Origin of the sequence: Neomicrococcus lactis (assembly GCF_014200305.1) — a bacterium.
In the GTDB taxonomy this organism is placed as follows: domain Bacteria; phylum Actinomycetota; class Actinomycetes; order Actinomycetales; family Micrococcaceae; genus Neomicrococcus; species Neomicrococcus lactis.
Genome location: NZ_JACHBL010000001.1, coordinates 1 through 20,664, shown reverse-complemented (window position 1 = coordinate 20,664; position 20,664 = coordinate 1). Strand labels below are relative to the sequence as shown.

The 20,664-nt window shown below is 58.9% G+C and carries 22 protein-coding genes and 2 pseudogenes; 5 read left to right on the top strand and 19 right to left on the bottom strand.

From position 1 onward, the window contains the following. Nucleotides 1-22 precede the first annotated feature (22 nt). The 4 genes from BKA12_RS00110 to BKA12_RS00100 all read right to left on the bottom strand — a co-directional run bounded on the left by BKA12_RS00110 (nucleotide 23) and on the right by BKA12_RS00100 (nucleotide 2,536). Nucleotides 23-817: an SDR family NAD(P)-dependent oxidoreductase gene (locus tag BKA12_RS00110; RefSeq protein ID WP_183639710.1), complete on the bottom strand. Its 795-nt coding sequence runs from the start codon at nucleotides 815-817 to the stop codon at nucleotides 23-25. 126 nt (nucleotides 818-943) lie between these two features. Beyond that, nucleotides 944-1,870 carry an FAD-binding protein gene (locus tag BKA12_RS00105; RefSeq protein ID WP_246361574.1) on the bottom strand — a complete coding sequence of 309 codons (927 nt, stop codon included), beginning with the start codon at nucleotides 1,868-1,870 and terminating at the stop codon, nucleotides 944-946. After that, nucleotides 1,779-2,087: an FAD-binding protein gene (locus BKA12_RS12270; protein ID WP_221228022.1), complete on the bottom strand. Its 309-nt coding sequence runs from the start codon at nucleotides 2,085-2,087 to the stop codon at nucleotides 1,779-1,781. Before BKA12_RS12270 ends, BKA12_RS00105 begins: the two co-directional genes overlap by 92 nt. Nucleotides 2,088-2,224: 137 nt before the next feature. Then, nucleotides 2,225-2,536 carry a DUF4229 domain-containing protein gene (locus BKA12_RS00100; RefSeq protein ID WP_183639708.1) on the bottom strand — a complete coding sequence of 104 codons (312 nt, stop codon included), beginning with the start codon at nucleotides 2,534-2,536 and terminating at the stop codon, nucleotides 2,225-2,227. A gap of 89 nt (nucleotides 2,537-2,625) precedes the next feature. Here BKA12_RS00100 and BKA12_RS00095 point away from each other — a divergent pair, with 89 nt between their 5' ends. After that, on the top strand, nucleotides 2,626-3,012 hold the full coding sequence (locus BKA12_RS00095; protein WP_183639706.1) for a PLDc N-terminal domain-containing protein: 387 nt from the start codon (nucleotides 2,626-2,628) through the stop codon (nucleotides 3,010-3,012). Here BKA12_RS00095 and BKA12_RS00090 read toward each other — a convergent pair. The 7 genes from BKA12_RS00090 to BKA12_RS00060 form a co-directional block, all read right to left on the bottom strand. After that, a complete protein-coding gene (locus BKA12_RS00090) occupies nucleotides 3,009-3,635 on the bottom strand; it encodes a GyrI-like domain-containing protein (RefSeq protein ID WP_338087379.1) in 627 nt (208 codons plus the stop codon). The two genes, BKA12_RS00095 and BKA12_RS00090, sit on opposite strands and share 4 nt — an antisense overlap. Before the next feature lie 12 nt (nucleotides 3,636-3,647). Then, a complete protein-coding gene (locus BKA12_RS00085; RefSeq protein WP_271395453.1) occupies nucleotides 3,648-5,045 on the bottom strand; it encodes an amino acid permease in 1,398 nt (465 codons plus the stop codon). 229 nt (nucleotides 5,046-5,274) lie between these two features. Beyond that, nucleotides 5,275-6,321 carry a c-type cytochrome biogenesis protein CcsB gene (gene ccsB / locus BKA12_RS00080; RefSeq protein WP_183639701.1) on the bottom strand — a complete coding sequence of 349 codons (1,047 nt, stop codon included), beginning with the start codon at nucleotides 6,319-6,321 and terminating at the stop codon, nucleotides 5,275-5,277. A gap of 9 nt (nucleotides 6,322-6,330) precedes the next feature. Then, a complete protein-coding gene (gene resB / locus BKA12_RS00075) occupies nucleotides 6,331-8,097 on the bottom strand; it encodes a cytochrome c biogenesis protein ResB (RefSeq protein ID WP_420826499.1) in 1,767 nt (588 codons plus the stop codon). Next, nucleotides 8,097-8,885 (bottom strand): cytochrome c biogenesis CcdA family protein, encoded by a 789-nt coding sequence (locus tag BKA12_RS00070; protein WP_338087378.1) that lies wholly within the window; start codon nucleotides 8,883-8,885, stop codon nucleotides 8,097-8,099. Before BKA12_RS00070 ends, resB begins: the two co-directional genes overlap by 1 nt. 1 nt (nucleotide 8,886) lies before the next feature. Next, nucleotides 8,887-9,519 carry a TlpA family protein disulfide reductase gene (locus tag BKA12_RS00065; RefSeq protein ID WP_183639699.1) on the bottom strand — a complete coding sequence of 211 codons (633 nt, stop codon included), beginning with the start codon at nucleotides 9,517-9,519 and terminating at the stop codon, nucleotides 8,887-8,889. Between the two features lie 6 nt (nucleotides 9,520-9,525). After that, the gene (locus BKA12_RS00060) at nucleotides 9,526-10,188 is read right to left on the bottom strand and encodes a histidine phosphatase family protein (protein ID WP_183639697.1); all 663 of its coding nucleotides are present in this window, start codon (nucleotides 10,186-10,188) and stop codon (nucleotides 9,526-9,528) included. A 288-nt stretch (nucleotides 10,189-10,476) separates the two neighbouring features. On the opposite strand from BKA12_RS00060, the pseudogene BKA12_RS00055 reads away from it, so the two are divergent. Together BKA12_RS00055 and BKA12_RS00050 are read left to right on the top strand one after the other, a co-directional pair. Next, nucleotides 10,477-11,017, top strand: a pseudogene (locus BKA12_RS00055) (YceI family protein). 238 nt (nucleotides 11,018-11,255) lie between these two features. Beyond that, nucleotides 11,256-12,146: a hypothetical protein gene (locus BKA12_RS00050; RefSeq protein ID WP_183639695.1), complete on the top strand. Its 891-nt coding sequence runs from the start codon at nucleotides 11,256-11,258 to the stop codon at nucleotides 12,144-12,146. Nucleotides 12,147-12,218: 72 nt separating this feature from the next. Here the strand turns inward: BKA12_RS00050 and BKA12_RS00045 are convergent, their stop codons facing one another. From BKA12_RS00045 to BKA12_RS00025, 5 genes are all read right to left on the bottom strand, one after another. Beyond that, complete coding sequence (locus BKA12_RS00045) at nucleotides 12,219-12,929, bottom strand: redox-sensing transcriptional repressor Rex (RefSeq protein ID WP_183639693.1); 711 nt, start codon at nucleotides 12,927-12,929, stop codon at nucleotides 12,219-12,221. Further along, nucleotides 12,919-13,170, bottom strand: a complete 252-nt coding sequence (locus tag BKA12_RS00040; protein WP_183639691.1) for a glutaredoxin family protein — start codon at nucleotides 13,168-13,170, stop codon at nucleotides 12,919-12,921. The genes BKA12_RS00045 and BKA12_RS00040 overlap by 11 nt, the downstream gene beginning before the upstream one ends. A gap of 84 nt (nucleotides 13,171-13,254) precedes the next feature. Beyond that, on the bottom strand, nucleotides 13,255-13,353 hold the full coding sequence (locus BKA12_RS00035) for a 30S ribosomal protein bS22 (protein ID WP_003792170.1): 99 nt from the start codon (nucleotides 13,351-13,353) through the stop codon (nucleotides 13,255-13,257). Nucleotides 13,354-13,542: 189 nt separating this feature from the next. Continuing rightward, nucleotides 13,543-14,883 (bottom strand): NADP-specific glutamate dehydrogenase, encoded by a 1,341-nt coding sequence (gene gdhA / locus BKA12_RS00030; RefSeq protein ID WP_183639689.1) that lies wholly within the window; start codon nucleotides 14,881-14,883, stop codon nucleotides 13,543-13,545. A 168-nt stretch (nucleotides 14,884-15,051) separates the two neighbouring features. Then, on the bottom strand, nucleotides 15,052-16,167 hold the full coding sequence (locus tag BKA12_RS00025; RefSeq protein ID WP_183639686.1) for an acetoin utilization protein AcuC: 1,116 nt from the start codon (nucleotides 16,165-16,167) through the stop codon (nucleotides 15,052-15,054). 203 nt (nucleotides 16,168-16,370) lie between these two features. Here BKA12_RS00025 and BKA12_RS00020 point away from each other — a divergent pair, with 203 nt between their 5' ends. Both BKA12_RS00020 and BKA12_RS00015 read left to right on the top strand, forming a co-directional pair. Continuing rightward, on the top strand, nucleotides 16,371-17,741 hold the full coding sequence (locus tag BKA12_RS00020) for a TrkH family potassium uptake protein (protein ID WP_246361701.1): 1,371 nt from the start codon (nucleotides 16,371-16,373) through the stop codon (nucleotides 17,739-17,741). A 28-nt stretch (nucleotides 17,742-17,769) separates the two neighbouring features. Next, complete coding sequence (locus tag BKA12_RS00015; RefSeq protein ID WP_183644261.1) at nucleotides 17,770-18,408, top strand: NAD-binding protein; 639 nt, start codon at nucleotides 17,770-17,772, stop codon at nucleotides 18,406-18,408. 62 nt (nucleotides 18,409-18,470) lie between these two features. On the opposite strand, the gene BKA12_RS00010 is transcribed toward BKA12_RS00015, so the two are convergent. The 3 genes and pseudogenes from BKA12_RS00010 to BKA12_RS12310 form a co-directional block, all read right to left on the bottom strand. Continuing rightward, complete coding sequence (locus BKA12_RS00010) at nucleotides 18,471-19,514, bottom strand: NAD(P)-dependent alcohol dehydrogenase (RefSeq protein WP_183639682.1); 1,044 nt, start codon at nucleotides 19,512-19,514, stop codon at nucleotides 18,471-18,473. An 87-nt stretch (nucleotides 19,515-19,601) separates the two neighbouring features. Further along, nucleotides 19,602-20,438, bottom strand: coding sequence for a pyrroline-5-carboxylate reductase (proC, locus tag BKA12_RS00005; protein ID WP_183639681.1), 837 nt, complete (start codon nucleotides 20,436-20,438; stop codon nucleotides 19,602-19,604). 117 nt (nucleotides 20,439-20,555) lie between these two features. Beyond that, a pseudogene (locus BKA12_RS12310) lies at nucleotides 20,556-20,664 on the bottom strand (sugar phosphate isomerase/epimerase); the annotation flags it as partial.

The window sequence follows — 20,664 nt, the reverse complement described above, 5'->3', positions numbered from 1 at the left end:
CGCCGTTCTTCTGCGTGTAGGCCTATGAGACGCTGCGGCCACCACTGAGGTCCAGCGTCTGGCCCGTCATGTAGCTGGCTTCAACGGAGAGCAGCCAGGACGCGAGTGCGGCAAACTCCGCTGGATAACCAATGCGGCCCATGGGCACACGGGACAGCAACGCCGCGTTGCGTTCGGGGCTCAGGTCCTTCAAGAGCGGCGTTTGGAACATGGACGGCGCAATGGAGTTGATGGTGATGCCGTACTTCGCGGTCTCTTTCGCCACGGACTTGCCCAGCGTGATGAGCCCGGCCTTCGCCACCGAATAGGCGGTCATGTTCTCGTTACCTTCGCGGCCGGCGATCGAAGACAGCATGGCAATGCGTCCATAGCGCGCAGACTTCATCGCCGGAACCACAGCCTGCAGACCTTTGAAGCAACCGGTCAGGTTGATATCGAGCGTCCGCTGCCAGCCATCCAACGGGACGTCTTCCACCGGGAACTCCGGCCCTTGCACGCCGTGGCAGAACAAGGCTCCATCAATGCGCCCGTACTTCTGCAGGGTCTCGTCAACGAGCTTCTTCCACTGCTCTGGAGAGGTCACGTCGAGAACGCGGAACATCCCCTCCGCTTCCGGAGGAAGCTCCGCCGCCAGAACGTCGGCACCCACGATGATGGCGCCTTCACGGCTCAAGCGCTCAGCAGCTGCAGATCCCAATCCACCACTGGCACCGGTAATCAGAAACACGCGCTCCAGATGCCGACCCGGCCAGAAGCCGAACTCCGGAAGCGTGCTCGCCGTGGGAGGCGTGCCCATCTGTTCGACCTGCTCATTCATGCGGTTCCTACCGTCGCTTTCATCTGGGTATGCAAAAAGCTCATCGTGACGTCAAAAGGCACCATTTAAGTCGCCTCAAACTGTGGTACCAATAGACGTCACGATGAGCGTGGAGAGAACTAATTACTAGACAGGAGCCTCGGTCTTGTCATCCTCGTAGGTGGTCACGCCAGCAATGTCGCGAGCTGCCACATAGCCGAAGGTCAACCCAGGACCCAGGTTGATGCCACCAGCTGGGTAGTAGCCACCCATGACTCTGGCCTGATCATTACCGGCTGCGTACAAGCCAGGGATCACGTCGCCGGACTCGGTGCGCACGCGGGACTTCTCATCCACGTCGATGCCAGCAAACGTGCCGAAGCTGCCCGGAAGCACCTTGACCGCGTAGAACGGACCCTTTTCCAAAGTGCCAAGCGATGGATTCGGGGTGTTCTTCGGGTCGCCACCGTAACGGTTGAACGGAGTCTCGCCAAGGCCGAACTCTGGGTCTTCGCCACGGCGTGCGTTCTCGTTGAACTCCTTGACCGTCTTGGCCAACGCCGGCGGGTCAATCCCACATTTCTCGGCAAGTTCCTCGATGGTGTTGCCCTTTTGCAGGTAGCCGTTGAGCAAGTACGGCGTGAGCGGCACGGGCAATGGCTTGGCCATGCCCAGCGGGTACTTGCGCACAAAGCGGGAGTCGGCGATCTGCCACGAGTTGACCGGCTGCCCCTCTGGGGTTGCCTTGATCATGGCGTCCACGTATTCGTAGTAGCCGTTGGCCTCGTTCACGAAGCGCTTGCCGTTCGCGAGCACGCCGATGCTGCCCGGCTTGGCGCGGTCCATGATGTGCGGGAAGACGCCCTCGGTGCCGTTCGGGTACTTGATGAGCGACAATGGGCACCACGCGGCTGGCGAGGCGAGGTCCGTCTTGAACTTCGCGCCCACTTCGAGCGCCATGTTCAGGCCGGATCCGTTGGCCTCAGGCGGCGTCCAGGTAGGCCAGCCAACCTTCGCGAGGCACTTTGTCTCCGACGACGGCGTCGAGGTAGCGAACAGCCTTCTCGTGATCATCGAGAATGCCATCTTCACGTTGGAAGTGGTTATTTGGAACCCAGGCTGTGCCAGCCGAGTAGGCGGTGGTGCCGCCGACGTATTCGGTCTTCTCCAGCGTGAGCACCTTCGCCCCTTGTGCTGCAGCAGTCAGAGTTGCTGACAGACCGGCCGCTCCCGTTCCAAGCACCAGCAGATCGACTTCGCGATCCCATTTATTTTCGGGGGACGGATTCATGATTCTCCTTTGCGCACGCTATTGCGTACGTCACTACAGTGGTCTCAATCATTATGATCCGAACATCTTGTAGCGTCCATGCTCATTTCAGTCTGAAATTATGTACATTTCAGACATAATGGCGCTCAGGAGAAAATTTAGGACTGGTTGCGCTTCGGCTCTTCAGGATCCGCGTAAGGGTCCTCGAGCGTCTCTTGGAAGGCGTCCTCTGCCTCGGCATCATGGTCAATGACGCGTTCTTTGCCCTTCGCGCGGCCGCTGAAGCGGCCCACCACCTGCTCATTTGCCGCAATGCGCAACTTGTTGAAGAACAAGTAGCTGACGCCAAAGGCGATCAGCATCGCGGCGAGCAACGCCACCAGGATGTTCCACCCCAGCGCGTAATAAAGAATCGCGTAGGCAGCAAAGAACAGTCCAAGGCGCAGAAGCGTATATTTCAGGAAAGGCACGCTTTCCATTCTACCGACGTCAATTTCGCCGGAAGACTATCTTTCTCCCCCGGTCAGCCACAGCGCGTGATCCTCCCTACAATGGATAGATGGTCAGGTACTACATTGCCGGCGGCATCATCGCGGCGTCCGTCATTATTTACGCGCTCATTCAGTGCATCCTTTCGGACGCCCGCCGCGTGCGGAGCATCTCCAAGCCCGCATGGATTCTGACTATTGTGCTGTTGCCGCTTCTCGGCGCACTTTTGTGGTTCTGGTTGGGTCGCCCGCTAGGCGCCGCCCCCGCAACCGGAGCTGCTGGTAATTCCGGCTACTATGCTCCAGGACGTTCTACCGCGCCGGATGACGACGACGCTTTCTTGCGTCAGTTGGAACGCCAGCGTGAGTTGAAGAAGCGCGAAGAGGAGCTCAAGCGTCGAGAAGAAGAGCTCAAGAAACGCGAAAAAGATGCGGGCAACGACCCGCAGGCCGACTAAACCTCACGCACCGGCTGACGCAAAACGGTCTTCAGTTTCTCTGGCGCCACTCGTCGCGGATCGCTCAAGTAGATCTCATGATGCGGACCGTTGAAGGTCACTCCCCCGTCCGGCATGACCTTTTCGTGTAGCTCCCGCAAGATGGGGCCTTCGTCGTCGTAAGCTCCCACGTGCAAAATCTGAAGCGAGCGCCCTTCGGAAATTTCCCGTAGCGCTAGCGCGCTCAGGGGCAACTCAGGCTTTTTCGCACTCGCTTTCTCGCGAGCGCTTTCCACATCCTCGGCGGTGGCGAACGGCGGCACCGCAATCAGCATGGACCAGTCCCATTCGTCTTTCCGCCGCTCAACAAATGAGGTCGGGTCCGCAGCGCTCCACAGCCCCTCTAAGGGTGGGACCACAAAGTCCTGACCCCGCTCCTTCAGCGCGAACTTGAGCGTATAGGCGACGGTGTAGAGGGACTCTACGGCCTGCGCGTAGGCAGCGGACGTATTGGGGTCTCCGTGACCATTCACCGCGAGAAAACGAAAGGTGGGCACCTCAACGGATGCCCACCTCTTCGATGTTGGCCGATACAGCGGTGCGAAGTCCTTCTTGAAATCAAACTTCGCCGTTTGCTCAGCCACAACGTACCTTTCTTAGGAATAGAACTCGCTCTTGGCGATGTTGTTCCGCACCTTGAACCATCCCAGCCACAGCAAGACCGCGAAGAGCGGGATGGTGGCAATCGTGTAAAGACCCAAGTGGAAGACTTCGCCGGTCTTCGCATCCGTCATCGTGTCAAAGCCGATCAAGATGCCGATGATGACCAAGCTAATGATTCCGATCCAGCCGGTCCAAGGGCTGCCTGGCATAGGAAGCGCGGACACGAGTCCCTTTGTCTTGCGCAGCTTAAGCTGGCACGCAAAGATGGCTCCCCACGTGAAGAGAACGCCGATGGATGCCGTGTTCAACGCAAGGTCGAACGCATGGGTGCCGCCCAACCAAATGTTGAGAATGATGCCGACGAAATACACAACGCCGACCGTCAAGATGGCGACGTACGGGACGTAACGGCTGTTCATCTTGGTGAGCCAGTGCGGAGCGTGACCGTTGTTGGCCATCGCGCGGAACACGCGGCCAATCGAGTACAAGCCGGAGTTGCAGGAGCTCAGCGCTGCCGTGATCACCACGAGGTTCATGATGTCGCCGATCCAGCGAATGCCCAGCTGATCAAAGATGGTCACGAACGGGCTCTGACCGGCCTTGAACTGGTCCCACGGAAGGAGCATGGCCAAGAGGGTTACGGAGCCTACGTAGAAGACCAGAATACGGAAGACCACCGCACGAACAGCCTTAGGGACTTCGCGCTGTGGATCTTCCATCTCGCCGGCGGTAATACCTACCAGCTCAATAGCGTTGTACGCGAAGATCACAGCGTTCAAGACGAGGATCGAGACGCCGATGCCGTTCGGGAACATGCCTCCGTCAGAAGCGAAGAGGTTGGCCACAGACGCGCGCTGCTCACCAATCTGCGTGTTCATGACCACCATCACGGTGCCCACGATCAAGAACAAGACGATGGCGGTGATCTTGAGCGCTGCCGCCCAGAATTCCACTTCGCCGAAGGCCTTGGCACTAAAGAGGTTCACGGCCACCAACAGCACCAGAGCGCAGATCGCGGCTACTTCCACGGGAACTGCCGGGAAGAAGAACTGGAAGTAGAGGCCAATAGCAATGAGTTCGGCGATGCCGGTCATGACCCAGTTCAGGACATACATCCACCCCGTGAGGTAGGCGCCTTTGGAACCGAACAATTCACCGGCGTAGCTCACGAAGGAGCCAGACGTTGGGCGGTACATGATGAGCTCGCCCAGTGCACGCATCAGGAAGTACGCAATCACACCAGCGATCGCGTAGGAGAAGATGAGGGCTGGTCCCACGGAGGCCAAGCGTCCGCCGGCGCCCATAAACAGACCCACACCAATGGCGCCGCCCATGGCAATCATTTGGACGTGACGCCGGGTCAGGGTCTTTTTGTATCCTTCGGAACTGATTTCCGCTTCCGCTGTGGACGGATGGTGGTGGTGTCCGTGCGGATGCTCCGGCGAAGTCGCCGTGTGCGCAGGAGGCTGTTCGCTCACGCGAGTGTTCCCATCTGGTTGGAGGTAAGGCATGTCCCGGAAGAGAGATTCAGGACATGTCCTACGTGCAGGGGAAAATCATACTCCTGCAAACCACCCGAGATTGCGCTCGGCCTGCCAGTCCTGCAGACCTACGAGCCGACTAGATGCCAGCGTAGGAGTGCAGACCGTTGAAGTACAGGTTGACTACGGTGAAGTTGAAGACCAAGCAGGCGTAGCCAATGATGGACAACCAGGCCGAACGAACGCCGGTCCAGCCGCGCGTTGCGCGAGCGTGGAGGTAGCCAGCGTAGACGGTCCAGATCACGAAGCTCCAGACTTCCTTGACGTCCCAGCCCCAGTAACGGCCCCAAGCGGCCTCAGCCCAAATGGCGCCAGCCATGACCGTGAAGGTCCACATGACAAAGCTCACGGTGTTGATGCGGTAAGCGGCGTTTTCGAGAGCAGCCGCGCTAGGAACCAAGCGCAAGAAGGGGAGCTTGTCTGCCTTGCCGGCAATCAGGTTCTTCTGGCGGTAGTGCTGCACCAACTGCAAAGCGCTCATAGCAAAGGAGATCGTGAAGAGAGCCGAAGAAAGCACAGCGATGGACACGTGAATGACCAGCCATGGAGACTGCAACGCAGGGATCAAGTGCGCCACGGGCGTTGGGAAGCCCATCGTTGCAGCACACAGCATGAGCGTCACGAGGCCAATCACGAAGGCACCCATGAATCGCAGGTCCTTCTTGCGAAGCGCCACGAGATACACCACGGCCACAATGGAAGCGCCGGTGGTGAGGAACTCATACATGTTTCCCCACGGCACACGAGCAGCAGCAATACCTCGGCTCACCACGGCAAACACATGGATGGCGGCTGCGAGGATGGTCAGCATGATCGCGATATTCGCGAAGCGGCGCTTCGGAGTGCTCTCGGTGTAGTCCATCGAGTCGCCCACGAGTACGTCAGACGTGGAGTCCAGCGCGGACGCGCCTGCCGAAGCCGAGGAACCGCGCGTAGAGCGGGTTGCGCCCACGAGGGCTAGCTCTTCCTGCTCTTCCTTCACCAGATTGCTCTCGAGCTCACGGATGGTCTGCGAAGACTTGGCAAGATCGATCGCGAAGCAAATGAAGGCCACGGCGTACACCATGGCCGCCAGCAACATGAACAAGTCGCTGTACCCGCCGAGGGTTTCATTGATGTTTGGCATGGTTCCTCGTTATTTCTCAGAAGTGGAGTGCGTGCCGCGAGCGGCAAGGTCTTCAAGTAGTGAGCGCAGTTTCGCCGATTCGTCTTCAAGACGGGGATCTTCACCGCGTGCTAGCAATCCGTACTCGATGATACGACCATTTCCTGAAGGTGAATCTGTGACGGCCACCCACGCGCGGCGACGAGCCACGAACAGGGAGGTCGCCAAGCCCAGCAGCGCGAGTGCCGCGAAGATAGCTACCGGCAGCTTGCCTGGATCATGGTGGACGTCAATGCCCACGTAGCGCTTGAGACCATCGAAGGAGATGGAGCCCTTGCCATCCGGCAAGGTGTAGGTCTGCCCGGCGTTGAGCGTGATGCCACCCGCCTCGAGCTTGCGGCTATTGAGCTCCGTCATGTTCTCCGTGTCAATGACATAAACGTTCTGCGGAACGCCCCCGTCAAGGCCCAGATCACCGTAGTAGGAGTTGAAGCTGATCTGCGGGTTCACCGCGGCCGGGTCCGCCGAGAAGGAGACGCCGTCAGAGCCCATCACAGCGGTGGGCAGCAAGAAGCCGGTGAACGCCAGCTGGTCCGGCTTCGCGTCCGGCACCTTGAGCACCAGCAGCGAGGTGTAGACGCCGTCCTGCGGAACGCCCACCACTGGACCCTGGAAGGCGATGTTGCCTTCGCCATCGCGCACGGTAATTTCAGGAGCGTAACCGTTGCCCACCAAGTACACGTCGGTGGAGCCGACGCGCAGCGGATGGTTCACCTGAAGCTGTTCGCGCGAAGTGCTGCCGTCAGACTTCGTGACATCCACAGTCGCATCGAAAGAGATGGGCTGGCCGAAGTGCGTGGAGGATTCACGGTCAAATTCGACCTTGAAGTTATCCAAACGAACCGCAAACGGATCAAGGTTGTCTTGGTTGAACGCCGTGCCTGGCCGGAAGCTGTCATAGGCCACGAGCGTATTGACGAAGGACTCCCCCTCCACCAAGATGCGCTGACCGATGTAGCTGAACATGCCGCCGATCGCCACGGAACTCAAAATGCCCACGAGGCTGATGTGGAACAACAGGTTTCCGGTCTCACGAACGTATCCGCGTTCGGCGCCCACAGAAGGGCGATCACCGTCGAGGCGCAGGTCCGTCCGGTATCCACGCTTCTTGAGAATTGCGGCGGCTTCGCGCACCACGTCGTCGGTATTGGCATCGGAGTCGAGCTCGATGGTTCCCGAGTACGGGAGCCGCGACAAGCGCGCCGGCGTGCGGGCTGGCGCGGAGCGCATGGCCTCCCAGTGCTTCTTCACGCGCGGAATAATGCAGCCGATGAGCGAGATGAACAGCAAGATGTAGATCGCCGAGAACCAGACAGACGAGTACACGTCGAAGAACTGGAAGCGATCTAGCCACGGCCCCATGGTGGGATTGTTGGTCAGATAATCGGCAACCTTGTTGGCGTCCACGGAGCGCTGTGGGAACAAAGAGCCCGGAACCGCGGCGATCGCGAGCAAGAGGAGCAAGAAGAGCGCCGTGCGCATGGTCGTCAATTGCGTCCAAGCCCAGCGCAGCATCTCGAGTGGCCCCAGCGCCGGCACGTCGACATCGGCCTTCGCAGCCTTCCCGGCTTTCTTACCTGCTGGGGCTGCGAAATTCTCTTCGGAGGACGACGACGCAGCGCGGCTTTCGTCGCTCTCTTGCGAGGAGTGTCCGCTCGCTTCGAGACCGTCTTGAGCTTCGGCGTCGTGCTCTGATTGGGCTAACTCTGAATCCCGAACGTTGTCAGCTTTCGCCATTAGATCGGCAACCTCACTTCATTCGCAAACCAGTCTTGCAACTGGGTAACCCACGTTCCCCACAGGCCAGTCGCCATGAGAATGCCAAGAACAATCAGCATTCCGCCGCCCAAGCGCATCAACAGCACTTGGTGTTTGCGGACTGCCTTGAGCGCGCCCATGCCGCGTCGGAACGCCAGCGCAATCAAAAGGAAAGGGACGCCCAGACCCATGCAGTAGACGAACGTCAAGAGTGCAGCTTTTTCGGGCTGCGGGTTCGCGCCGGAGCTCAGGGCGAGCACGGCCGCGAGCGTCGGGCCGATGCAGGGTGCCCAGCCGAGGCCGAAAGTGATGCCGAGAATCGGCGCACCCCAGAGGCCGGCTGCGGGGCGCGCGTGGACCTTCATGTCTCGCTGCATGAACCGGAAACCACCCATGAACACGATGCCCATGATGATCACCAGCAAACCGAGAATGCGCGTGACCCAGTCGCCTTGGAAGCGCAACCAAATGGACAGCTGCGCAAACAGCACGCCCGTGAGCATGAAGACCGCGGTGAATCCCAGGATGAACAGGGAAATGCCCCACGTCATGCGGCCGCGGGCTTGCTTATTCAGATCGACGCCGGTCAGGCCCGTGACGTAGCCCAAGTAGCCAGGTACGAGCGGCAAAACGCACGGCGACAAGAAGGACACGAGTCCCGCGAGGATCGCGATGGGCACGGCAAGAAGCAACGAGCCATCAAGGACGGTTGAGGCGAAGGGATTCGCGGCTTCCGCCACGATGGATGTTGGAACGGATAAGAGCACGTCAGGCCTTTTCCGCGACGGCGGTTTCAATCAGCGCTTTGAGCGTTGACTTATCTGCCAGTCCCAGAATGCGCGCTGCAACGCGCCCCTTCTTATCAATCACCAAAGTTGTTGGGTAGGCCTGAGCCGCCACGTACTTCGTCAACTGCATCAGCACTTGGCCGTTGCGGTCAGGCACGGACTCGTAAGGAATGGCGAAGGTGCGCTCGAAAGCCTCGGCGGTCGCCTTCTCGTCACGTCCGTTGATACCGAGGAAGTGCACACCTTCAGGCTTGAATGCCTCTTGCAGTTCCTTGAGGTGCGGCGCTTCCACGCGGCACGGTGCGCACGCTGCGTACCAAAAATTCATGACGACGACGTCGCCGCGCCACTCCTGCAAGTTGACGGCGTTGCCTTTGTAGGTCTCAGCGGTCAGTTCAATGGCTGCGGTGCGCTGGTCTTCCGCGTAGACCTCAACGGCTCCGTCTCCGGCGATGTAATTCTTGTTGCCGCCTTCGTTGGCCTGCTGAGCGAGGCTCGACTGTTCTGGCGCGCATGCAGCCAACACCAAAGAGACCGGCAACGCCAAGGCGCCCGCAAGGATCGCGCGGCGGCCAGGCCGTGCAGAAGACGTAGAAGAAGCTGGGTCAGACATTCGTGCTTATGCTCCCGGAAGGTTTGCCGCGCCGATCAAGAGATCCTCGCAGGGTTCAGAGTATTCAACACCGGTCAGGCGTTCGCCATCGAAGTGCAAGCTAGTAATGGAGGCGAGTGAGCACTCGCGATGCCGCGGGTCATGCCAGAGAGGCTTGCCCTCAGCCGAGAGTCGTGTCACCCAGATTGGCAATTGGTGGCTCACGATCACCGCCTCGGCCCCTTCGCCATTGAGCTTGACCGCGAGATCACGGTGGACCTTGACGGCCTCCACCACGCGCTTCACCTGGGCCTCATACTTCTCGCCCCAGCTAGGACGGAAGGGATTCACGAGGAACGGCCAGTGCTTGGGGTTGCCGAGCTGTTTCTTGATGTGAGACATGCCCTCGAAGTGATTCATGGCTTCAATGACACGAGGTTCTTCGAGCAGTGTGAGGCCGAGCGCAAGTGCCGTGGGCCGTGCCGTTTCTTGGGCCCGCAACAGGGGTGAGGCAGCGACGGTAGCGATGTTGGCGCCAGCATCCTTGCGCACCGCGAAGTGCTCCGCAATACGGTCTGCCATTTGGTATCCACGGTCAGATAAGTGGAATCCGGGCAACCGACCGTAGAGAACACGGTCAGGGTTGTGGACTTCTCCGTGACGCACCAAGTGAACGGTTGACATAGGCATAAGTTCCATTCTCTCAAAGAGCGCCAAGGTTCACTAACGGAAATCCCTCTTTCCACGTGGGAGTTTCCGCAGAGTTTCCTCGATGGACCTCTGTATTTCACTTCGACATGGGAGGGTGAGACCCAAGTGCCCTAGATGCCGTGATCAAGCTCACGCAAAATATTTACTTGAAATTTCAATCAAATGTGGACATATGCAGATGAATACATTAGAGTTCAAGTAACGGCTCGATCGGGAGTCGAAAAGTTGAAGAAGAATTCAAACCCTCATACTTCAAGGAGTAACCCCATGACTGAACTCGCAACTGGCACTTGGAACCTCGACATGTCCCACTCACTCGGACATCGCGTTCGTTGTTCGCCACGCTGGCATCTCCAAGGTTCGCGGAAAGTTCACCGCCGCTGAAGGAACCCTCACCGTCGGCGAAACCGCAAACGATTCTTCCGTTGAGGTCACCATCAACGCTGATTCCTTCAACTCCGGCGACGAAGGCCGCGACGGCCATGTGAAGTCCGCTGACTTCTTCGACGTTGAGACCTACCCAACCCTCAAGTTCGTTTCCACCGGCGTTTCCGGCAACAACGAAGAGTTCGAGCTCACGGGCGACCTGACCATCCGCGATCAGACCCACCCAGTCACCCTCAAGGTTGAGTCCGAGGGCGTTGCAGTCGATCCATTCGGCAACACCCGCGCTGCTTTCTCCGGCAAGACCACCATTTCCCGCAAGCAGTGGGGCCTCACCTGGAACGCTGCTCTTGAAGCTGGCGGCGTACTTGTCTCTGACAAGGTTGTTATCGAAATCGACGCAGCATTCGTCAAGAGCAACTAATTGCTGAGCGCGTCAGTTCCTAGCTGCCGCATCTCTCAACGCCGCACTCCATTTAGGTGCGAGTAGCGGTAAACATGCCGGCGACCCCGTATCACCACGGAGGTCGCCGGCTTTTTTGCCTTTTTCACGAGCTGCGCCATTCCGCTAGGGGAAAAGTCATTCCTGAAGATGACCCAATAGCTGCGCCATGTTGACTATTCTGGAGACAGACATTGGAACCGACTATCAGGAGCCCAAGATGAGCAACGACGATTCCACCCCGCGTATCCCCGAACCACCGCGCTACGGACAGCGACTACCGGAAGGCGAATCCGCGAACTTTGGAAACAACGCTTCCTCCAACGCTCCTCGCGAGGGATTCAACTCCCCTAGCGAGCCAACTGTAGGAACTGGTTCCTCCGTGCCTGCTTCCGGAAACGTGCAGCCCGGCCAGCAGCCTGCGCAGAGTCCATACGGTCAGAACCCGTACAACCAGAATCCCTACGACCAAGCTCCAGCTGGACATAATCCTGCCGGACAGAACGCCTACGGCCAGCAGAACCCGTACGGCCAGAATCCATACGGGCAGAACGCTTACGGCCAGCAGCAGCTCGGTCAGCCGGGCGCGCAGCAGCAGGGCAACTGGAACATGCCGATGCAACAGGGCGGCTTTGGAGCTCCTGCCGTTCCAGCACGCCCTAAGGAGCTGAAGATCGCGTCGATCTTGCTCTACATCGCTGCAGCCCTGACGATTATCGGCGGGATTGCCTTGCTAATGGTTCCAAACCAGATGCTGGTGGATGTCATCAACTCCACCCCAAATGCGAGCGAGCAGTTCGATGAACTCGAGAAGCAGGGCATCTCTGTCAACGAGCTCGTAAGCATGTCCAAGACGGTCGGCGCAGTCTTCACCTTCATCGCTGGCCTGCTGTACGCCGTGATCGGCTACTTCATTGGCAAGGGCAGCAACGGAGCTCGTATCACCGGTACGGTGCTCGCGGCCCTCTCCTTGATGGTCTTCGCGGGTGCCGGCATCCAGGGTTGGCTCATGCTCGCCTTGGGCGTCGCCGCAATCGTGCTGGCATGGCTTCGCCCATCCAGCGAATACATCGCCGCCAAGTCAGCTGCGAAGCGCTACCCACGCGCATAGTTCGTCACAACAAAAGGTGCGGGGCTTCCTCCATGGAAGCCCCGCACCTTTTTTTCTTGTTCGAAGTCTTCGTTACTTGTCCATTCCCCCGCCAGCAACGGCGAAGTAGGCAAGCATCTGGATTTCCCGCGCAACATCCACGCGTCGCACGGTGACACCGGCCGGGACGGTCACGCGTACCGGCGCGAAGGAGAGGATGTTTCGGACTCCTGCTTCCACCAGTTCATCAACCACGTGCTGTGCAGCCGCCCCAGGAACGGTGACCACGGCAAGGTTGGCACGATGCTCGGTGACGATCGCTGAAATCTTGTCCGATGAGGACACGTCGAGATCGTGGATCTTCATGCCCACAAGATCCGGATTGTTGTCCACGACGCCCACGAACCGAAAACCGTGAGAGCTGAATCCCGCATAACCAGCCAGAGCGCGGCCCAAGTTACCGGCGCCCACCAGCATGACGCGCCACTCGCGGTTGAGCCCCAGCGTGTTTTCCAGGAGCTCCCGCAAGAGCTTGACGTCATAGCCCACGCCACGGCGGCCATAGGTACCCATGAGGGAAAGATCCTTGCGAAGCGTCGCCGAGTTCGTTCCGGCCGCTTCAGCCAGCCCTTGCGAGGACACAGTGGTTTGCTCTTCATTGACCAAGTCCAAAGCCCGCAAATAGCTGGTTAGCCGACGCACCGTTGCCTCGGGTAAGACGGTGTTGGCACTCGCCGCGGTGGAATGTCCGGAAGGGAAGAGCTCAAGGTGAGCTGCGGCGTCGGACTCAGAATCAGGATTCATGACGCTCCGTGAGCAAACGACGCAACCGGTCCGGGTCAATAACCCAGAAATCTCGCACTACCCCGTTGATACGCAAGACGGGAACCTCGTCAGCGTGTTGCGCCAACTCCGGGGAAGACTGCAACGGAATCTCGTCCCACGTCATCCCCACCTCTCCCGTCACTTGATCCAGCACGTCCCGAGCGTCCGCGCAGAGGTGGCAGCCAACGTTGGTGATGAGCTCAATTTTCGGGTGATTCACGCACAAAAGCCTATCTGAATCCGGGAACGCAAAAGGCCGCCGCTTCCCACAAACAGGGAAGGCGGCGGCCCGGGCAAAGAAGATTTACTTCTTGTTGCGGCGCTGGTGACGGGTCTTACGAAGCAACTTGCGGTGCTTCTTCTTCGCCATACGCTTGCGGCGCTTCTTAATAACGGAGCCCATAAAAATTCCTCGCAGTTTTGATTGTTGACTATCGCTCGAGTGCGCAAAGCGCAACCTATTCGAGCTGAATCTTTGCTAAACGATCCTTAACAGATTACTCGCTCAACGCCAATACTCCGAATGCGCGCGCGTCTTTTGCGGAAGAACACGCGTGCATTCGGAGTATTGAGTGGTCCCGAACGGGAAAAACTAGATCACACCAAGTGCCATCATGGCATCGGCGACCTTCACGAAACCGGAAATGTTGGCACCCAAAACGTAGTTGCCTGGCATTCCGTATTCGTCCGCGGTCTCCGCGCACTGGCGGTGAATGTTGATCATGATGTCTTCGAGGCGCTCTTCCGTGTGCTCGAACGTCCACGCATCGCGGGAAGCGTTCTGCTGCATTTCGAGAGCCGACGTGGCCACACCGCCAGCGTTGGCGGCCTTGCCCGGAGCGAAGAGGATCTTGGCTTCCTGGAACAGTGCGGTAGCGTCCGCGGTGCACGGCATGTTGGCACCCTCAGCTACAGCAATCACGCCATTTTCAATCAAGCGGCGTGCGTCCTTTTCTTCCAGTTCATTCTGGGTTGCGCAAGGAAGTGCGACGTCGCCCGCAACATCCCAGACGGAACCGCCCGCAACGAAGTGCACGTTGCTGCCACGGCGCTCGGCGTACTCGCTGATGCGGCCGCGCTCAACTTCCTTGATCTGACGCAAGAGATCAAGGTCAATGCCGTTCTCGTCCACGATGTAGCCGGAAGAGTCAGAAGCAGTGATGCACGTGGCGCCGAGGTTCGTAGCCTTCTCGATGGCGTTGAGGGCCACGTTGCCGGAACCGGAAACAATGACGCGACGGCCGTCGAAAGATGCGCCGCGGGTCTTGAGCATTTCGTTCGTGAACATCACGGCGCCGTAGCCGGTTGCTTCCGGACGAACCAAGGAGCCGCCCCACGAGACGCCTTTACCGGTGAGGACGCCGGATTCGTAGCGGTTCGTGATGCGCTTGTACTGGCCAAAGAGGTAGCCGATCTCGCGGCCGCCCACGCCGATGTCACCAGCAGGTACGTCCGTATACTCGCCAATGTGACGGTAAAGCTCCGTCATGAAGGACTGGCAAAAGCGCATGACTTCAGCGTCAGACTTGCCGTGTGGATCAAAGTCAGAACCACCCTTGCCGCCGCCAATAGGCATGCCGGTCAAAGCGTTCTTGAAAATCTGCTCAAAGCCAAGGAACTTCACGATGCCCAAGTACACGCTTGGGTGGAAGCGCAGGCCGCCCTTGTACGGGCCGAGTGCGGAGTTGAACTCCACGCGGAAACCACGGTTGATCTGGACCTGGCCCTTGTCATCAACCCACGGCACGCGGAAGATGATCTGACGCTCTGGCTCGCACATGCGGGACAGGATGGCCGCTTCAACGAACTCTGGGTGCTTCTTGGTGACAGGTCCTAGAGAGTCAAAAACCTCATTGACTGCCTGATGGAATTCGACTTCGCCGGGGTTGCGGCGGAATACCTCATCGCGAATTTCCAAGAGATGTTGGTTCATAGTGACTCCTTCACTATTGGAGCGGACACACCGCTCTCAGGTCTCTGATTCACTTCGAACATTGCCACGCTGAACGACTATTAGAAAATAGATTGAGCGAACGTTTCGAGGCCCCTTCGGCGCGCTACTGGCCGTTCTTGTGCCTTAACACCCCTAGAAATGACGCGATTAGTCGAACCACGGGTCCAGCCCGTAGAGCGGGAAGATTTCTTTGCGCGTCGCCATAATCGTGCGGTCAACGGGGTCCGAAGGGTCATAGCCCACTTCCCACGAGCGCCACCACAGATCGGCGTCATCGCTCATGGTGCGCGGTGCATCCACGCCGTAGGTCTCATAGACGTAGGTTCGGTAGTCCTCAGGGATCTCGGTGCGCAGCGGGATGGGCTGACCGCCCGCGATCGCCATGAGGTGTGTCCAGGCGATCGGCACCACGTCAATGACGTTGTACCCGCCGCCGCCCGTGGCGATCCAGCGATCTTGCGAAAAACGCTTCGCCAGGTCCGCGATATCCAGCATGTTTTGGCGCTGCGCGTCCAGGCTCAATCGCAGATTCGCGAGGTCATCCTTCGCGTGCGCGTCGCAACCATGCTGAGAGACAATCACCTCGGGAGCAAACTGTTCCGTCAGCTGCGGGACAATCGCGTGGAACGCTCTTAGCCACCCAGCATCTGAGCACCGCGAAGGCATAGCCACGTTGACTGCCGTGCCAGGCGCTTCGGGTCCGCCGGTTTCATTCGCGAAGCCGGTTCCGGGGAACAAAGAAATGCCGCTCTCATGCAGCGAAATCGTCATGACGCGTGGGTCATCCCAGAAGATGCGCTCGGTGCCGTCGCCGTGGTGGGCGTCTACGTCGATGTAGAGGACGCGCTGCATTCCGGAATCTAGGAGCTCTTGGATCGCGAGCGCGGCGTCGTTATAGATGCAGAAGCCACTGGCCTTATTGGCCGCTGCGTGATGCAGACCGCCGGCGAAGTTGACCACGTGCTGCGCGGTGCCGGCGATGATTTCGCGGGCCGCGGCAATGGATCCACCTGCGATGCGTGCGGAAGACTCATGGATCGCGGCGAAGAGCGGGTTGTCCTCGGTTCCAAGTCCAAACTCGGGGATGGATTCGCGAGGATTCTCAGCGCCGCGATGAACGGCCTCCACAAATTCGTGTGTATGGACTTTTTCGAGTTCCTCATCCGAGGCAACGAACGGCTCGATGATGCCCAAGTTGCGCGATTCGATCACGTTTAGGGACCGGGCTAGCCGCATGGTGAGGTCTAACCGAATAGGATTCATAGGGTGTGAATCGCTGAATTTATAAGATAGGTAGTCCTCAGACCACACGATCTTACTGACCACTTTCGCCGATGAAACGTCCCTCACACCTACCACCGTACTTGTTTAGTGGCCTGACTCACGGTTTTGGCACACGCTAGTGATTGAATGTGAAGATGACCCAGACCTCCGCGACGAGCACTTCGCGATGGCGCGAACGGGCAATGCGCCCCGTTTCCGCTACGCGCTCGTACGTACAAGGCGTGGCCTCACACTCCCCCGCTCGTCTTGCTCTTTTGGCGTTTATGAGCGTCATTGCGCTGTTTACTCTCTTGTTGGCGCTCCCGATTTCCTCCAAGACTGGCGAGTTCACGGTCCTTCACGACGCACTGTTCACGGCTGTCTCTGCCGTGTGCGTGACGGGGCTGACGGTGGTCTCCACCGCCGAACATTGGTCTTTCTGGGGCCAGGTGTTTATTTCGCTCGGCGTGTTCATTGGCGGCTTGGGCATCCTGACGATTGCGTCTTTGCTTTCCCTCGCGGTGAGCAAGAAGTTGGGTGTGCGCGGCAAGCTGCTGGCTCAGAATTCAATGAGTACGACGGCGTCCGGTACCTTAGGCGAGGTCGGCTCGCTGTTGAGGATCGTTATTACGACGTCGATTGTCATCCAGCTCGCCCTCATGCTGGTCCTCACGCCGCGATTCATCGTGTTGGGAGAGTCCTTCCCGACCGCCTTGTGGCACGGCACCTTCTACGCCATTTCCGCGTTCAACAACGCTGGCTTTACGCCCCACTCAGACGGACTGGTTCCCTATGAGATGGACCCGTTCATTCTCATTCCACTCATGGTGGGGGTGTTTATTGGCAGCTTGGGCTTCCCGGTCATTTTGGTGCTCTTGCATTTCGGTTGGTCCTTCAGCAAATGGAACGTTCACACTAAGATCACCATCATTGGTTCTTTCGCCTTGGTGGTCGTTGGCACAGTGGGGTGGGGATTACTCGAGTGGAATAACGTCCGGACCATCGGGGAAATGGAAGCCGGGGACAAAATTGTCCACGCAATTTTTGCGTCCATCATGACTCGTTCCGGCGGCTTCAACTTGGTAGATCAAGCGCTCATGGAGTCACGAACCATGTTGGCCACGGACGCGCTCATGTTCGTCGGCGGCGGTTCCGCCTCCACCGCTGGCGGTATCAAGATCACTACCTTGGCTGTGCTGTTCCTCGCGATCTTCGCCGAAGCCCGCGGTGAACGTGACGTCAAGGCTTTTGGCCGCACCATACCGGAAGGCACGCTCCGAGTCGCCTTCTCCGTGGTGGTCTTGGGAGCCACCCTCGTGGCTACCGCATGCGGCTTGCTCATGAGCATCAGCAGCGCCACCCTGGACCGAGTCTTGTTCGAGTCCATCTCTGCGTTCGCTACCGTGGGATTGAGTACGAATTTGAGTGCTGAACTGCCGCCGGCTGGAAAGTACATTTTGGCGGCATTGATGTTCGCGGGCCGAATTGGCACCATTACTCTTGCGTCTGCGCTGTCATTGAAGCAGCGCGACCAGTTGTACCGCTACCCAGAGGAAAGGCCGATCATTGGCTGACAAAGCGCAACAAGATCACAATGCACCCGTGCTGGTGATCGGACTCGGACGTTTCGGCGCCTCCGTGGCCAGCCAGCTCGTGAAGCAAGGCCGCGAAGTTCTCGTGATCGAACGCAACCAGCATCTGGTGCAAAAGTGGTCCGGTGCTCTCACCCACGTGGTGGAAGCAGACGCCACCAATATCGATGCTCTACGCCAGCTGGGCGCTCAGGAGTTCAGCTCCGCTGTGGTGGGTGTGGGTACGTCGATCGAGTCATCCGTGCTCATCACCGTGAACCTCGTGGATCTTGGAATCGAGCACCTCTGGGTCAAGGCCATCACTCCGTCCCACGGCAAGATCCTCACGCGCATTGGCGCCAACCACGTGATCTATCCGGAAGCTGACGCCGGTGTCCGCACCGCTCACCTGGTGGGCGGTCGCATGTTGGACTTCATTGAGTTCGACGACGGCTTTGCGATCGTCAAGATGTACCCGCCGAAGGAAACTCAGGGCTTCACCTTGGCCGAGTCCCAAGTGCGCGCCAAGTACGGCGTCACGATTGTTGGTGTGAAGACGCCTGGCGAAGACTTCACGTACGCGCAACCTAACACGAAGGTCACGCACCGCGACGTGCTGATCGTTTCCGGCCACACGGATTTGTTGGAACGGTTCGCAGCCCGTCCCTAACTTGTGGGGAGCCACGAACCGCTCGTTGTGATCCATTCAGAGAGCTGCGCAGCTCTTACTTCTTAAGCGTTGGGCGTGACCACTGCGCGGCCGGAAATCTTGCCGTCCACGAGAAGTTGGTAAGCCTCGAGTGCCTTGTCCATCGAGAACGTGGTGTACTGCGGAACCACTTGGCCTGCTTTGTAGAGTTCCACGACGTCGTAGAGGTCCTCAATGGTGCCCCAGTAGGTGCTCGTGAGTTCAACCTCGTATGGTGCACCGAAGAAGGACCAGTCGTATGGCTGACCTGCAATGCCAACGATCGTGCAACGACCCTGGAGTGCCATGGACTGCATCGCCGTCGTAATGGTTGCCGAAATTCCCACGAAATCGAAAGCCGCGTCAACGCCGCGACCACCGGTGATCTCGCGGATCTTCGCCACCTGATCCGAGCCCGAAGGCACCGTCACTGCACCAAGCTTCTCCGCTTCAGCCATGGCTTCTGGCTTCGCATCCGTTGCGATGATCGTGGCGCCCGTGAGCGCCTTCAGGATCTGCACACCCACAAGGCCCAAGCCGCCCAAGCCAATGACGAGCGCGAACTTTCCGCCGCCGTTGAGCTTTGGCAAAGCCAACTTGATGGCGTGGTACGGCGTGAGGCCGGCGTCGGAAAGCGGCGCGGCGGCAACCGGATCAGCATCGCCCAACGGCACCAAGTTACGGGCTGTAGCGGTCACGTATTCGGCCATGCCGCCGTTGCGGCCCAGGCCAACGCCGAGGTACGGGTTCGTAGCTGCATTCTCGCAGTAGGTGTCTTGACCGCGGGAGCACGCACGGCAGTGCTGACAACCAATAGGACCGTAGATCAGGTACGCCTCGCCCTTGGTGATGCCGGAGACGCCTGGGCCTACTTCTTCAACCCAGCCGGAATTCTCGTGGCCCAACACGAAGCCTGGCTTGAGACCGGCAGGGTTGTTGGCCTCGAAATCTTCGAAGATCGCCACGTCTGAGTGGCAAGCGCCAGCGCCGGCAACCTTCAGCAGGACTTCGCCGGGACCTGGCGTGGGCTTTTCAATGTCTTTGAGAACGGGAAAGGTTTTGAAATCATCGAACACAACTGCACGCATGAACGTTTCCTCCGCGGAATTCACTCTGATGAGATGACACGAGACAATCTCGTATCTTCACCTTAACCGCATCTCAAAGCGGTGACTCTAACTTGCTAGATCATTACTGATTTCCTGAGCGCGAGCCGTGGCACCGGCTGCGCCGGCGGAAATAATGTCCCGCATTCCGCGCTCTTCGAAGATGCGCAAAGCGACCTCCGTGGTGCCCTTCGGGCTCGTGACGGACTTGCGCAAAGTAGCAGGGTCTGCGGCTGCGTCATCGAGCATGTAACCGGCTCCGGCCATCGTGGCGCGGGCCAGGTCGCGAGAGAGCGCGGCGTCCAAACCGAGCTTCTCCCCCGCTTCTGCCATGAGCTCGGCGAGGTAGAACGCGTACGCCGGGCCGGATCCGGAGATCGCGGAGACGGCGTCCAGCTGATCCTCCGGAACCTTCACTACCAGCCCGGACGGCTCAAAGAGCGCCGTGGCCGCGTTGACGTGCTCCTCCGTGGCGTGAGTGCCCGCAGAGAGTCCGACGGCGCCCTTCCCCACTTGCAGGGGCACGTTCGGCATGGTGCGAATGACGGATTGCCCCGGGTTCAAGTGGGCTTCCATAGTTGCGGTGGTGACGGCGGCGGCTACCGAGACGACGACGGAGCCAGCCGGGAGGTGATCCTTGATCTGCTCACACATATCCGAGATCCCGAAAGGCTTCACGCCCAAGAAAATGATGTCCGCGTCCTTCACCGCCTCTTGATTGGCCGCCGGATTATCGCCTTCGGCAAGGACGGTCACGCCAAGTTCACTGGAAAGTGCCTGAGATTTCTCTGGGTTCCTGACCGTACCCTTCACGAGCTTCGGATCATGGCCAGACGCCAGAATTCCGCGCAAAATCGCGCCATTCATGTTGCCCAGGCCAATAAAAGCCAGTCGCTGAGAACTCATCAAGATGCCCTTTCGTTTGTTGTCACAGGAACCGTACAGCCAACACTTCGAAGGCGCACAAACTCAGTGCCTAACGTAGGTAGTGCCTTCAAAGGTGCGAGTGATGAACAGAATCGATTATTTGGAGAGAGGTAATTGGTTCAAGTGCTGGCGAGCGAAGTTGAGTGTTTCCCCCAACCACTCTTCTCGCTCGCCAGCTCCTTTTGCTTTACGGGTAGAAACTTCA

Excerpts from the sequence above, each read along its gene's own strand:
- BKA12_RS00110 (WP_183639710.1), bottom strand. The coding sequence starts at position 817 with ATGAATGAGCAGGTCGAACAGATGGGCACGCCTCCCACGGCGAGCACG.
- BKA12_RS00105 (WP_246361574.1), bottom strand. The coding sequence starts at position 1,870 with ATGATCACGAGAAGGCTGTTCGCTACCTCGACGCCGTCGTCGGAGACA.
- BKA12_RS12270 (WP_221228022.1), bottom strand. The coding sequence starts at position 2,087 with ATGAATCCGTCCCCCGAAAATAAATGGGATCGCGAAGTCGATCTGCTG.
- BKA12_RS00095 (WP_183639706.1), top strand. The coding sequence starts at position 2,626 with ATGGTCAGGTACTACATTGCCGGCGGCATCATCGCGGCGTCCGTCATT.
- ccsB (WP_183639701.1), bottom strand. The coding sequence starts at position 6,321 with ATGCCAAACATCAATGAAACCCTCGGCGGGTACAGCGACTTGTTCATG.
- resB (WP_420826499.1), bottom strand. The coding sequence starts at position 8,097 with ATGGCGAAAGCTGACAACGTTCGGGATTCAGAGTTAGCCCAATCAGAG.
- BKA12_RS00065 (WP_183639699.1), bottom strand. The coding sequence starts at position 9,519 with ATGTCTGACCCAGCTTCTTCTACGTCTTCTGCACGGCCTGGCCGCCGC.
- BKA12_RS00060 (WP_183639697.1), bottom strand. The coding sequence starts at position 10,188 with ATGCCTATGTCAACCGTTCACTTGGTGCGTCACGGAGAAGTCCACAAC.
- BKA12_RS00050 (WP_183639695.1), top strand. The coding sequence starts at position 11,256 with ATGAGCAACGACGATTCCACCCCGCGTATCCCCGAACCACCGCGCTAC.
- BKA12_RS00045 (WP_183639693.1), bottom strand. The coding sequence starts at position 12,929 with ATGAATCCTGATTCTGAGTCCGACGCCGCAGCTCACCTTGAGCTCTTC.
- BKA12_RS00035 (WP_003792170.1), bottom strand. The coding sequence starts at position 13,353 with ATGGGCTCCGTTATTAAGAAGCGCCGCAAGCGTATGGCGAAGAAGAAG.
- gdhA (WP_183639689.1), bottom strand. The coding sequence starts at position 14,883 with ATGAACCAACATCTCTTGGAAATTCGCGATGAGGTATTCCGCCGCAAC.
- BKA12_RS00025 (WP_183639686.1), bottom strand. The coding sequence starts at position 16,167 with ATGAATCCTATTCGGTTAGACCTCACCATGCGGCTAGCCCGGTCCCTA.
- BKA12_RS00020 (WP_246361701.1), top strand. The coding sequence starts at position 16,371 with ATGCGCCCCGTTTCCGCTACGCGCTCGTACGTACAAGGCGTGGCCTCA.
- BKA12_RS00010 (WP_183639682.1), bottom strand. The coding sequence starts at position 19,514 with ATGCGTGCAGTTGTGTTCGATGATTTCAAAACCTTTCCCGTTCTCAAA.
- proC (WP_183639681.1), bottom strand. The coding sequence starts at position 20,438 with ATGAGTTCTCAGCGACTGGCTTTTATTGGCCTGGGCAACATGAATGGC.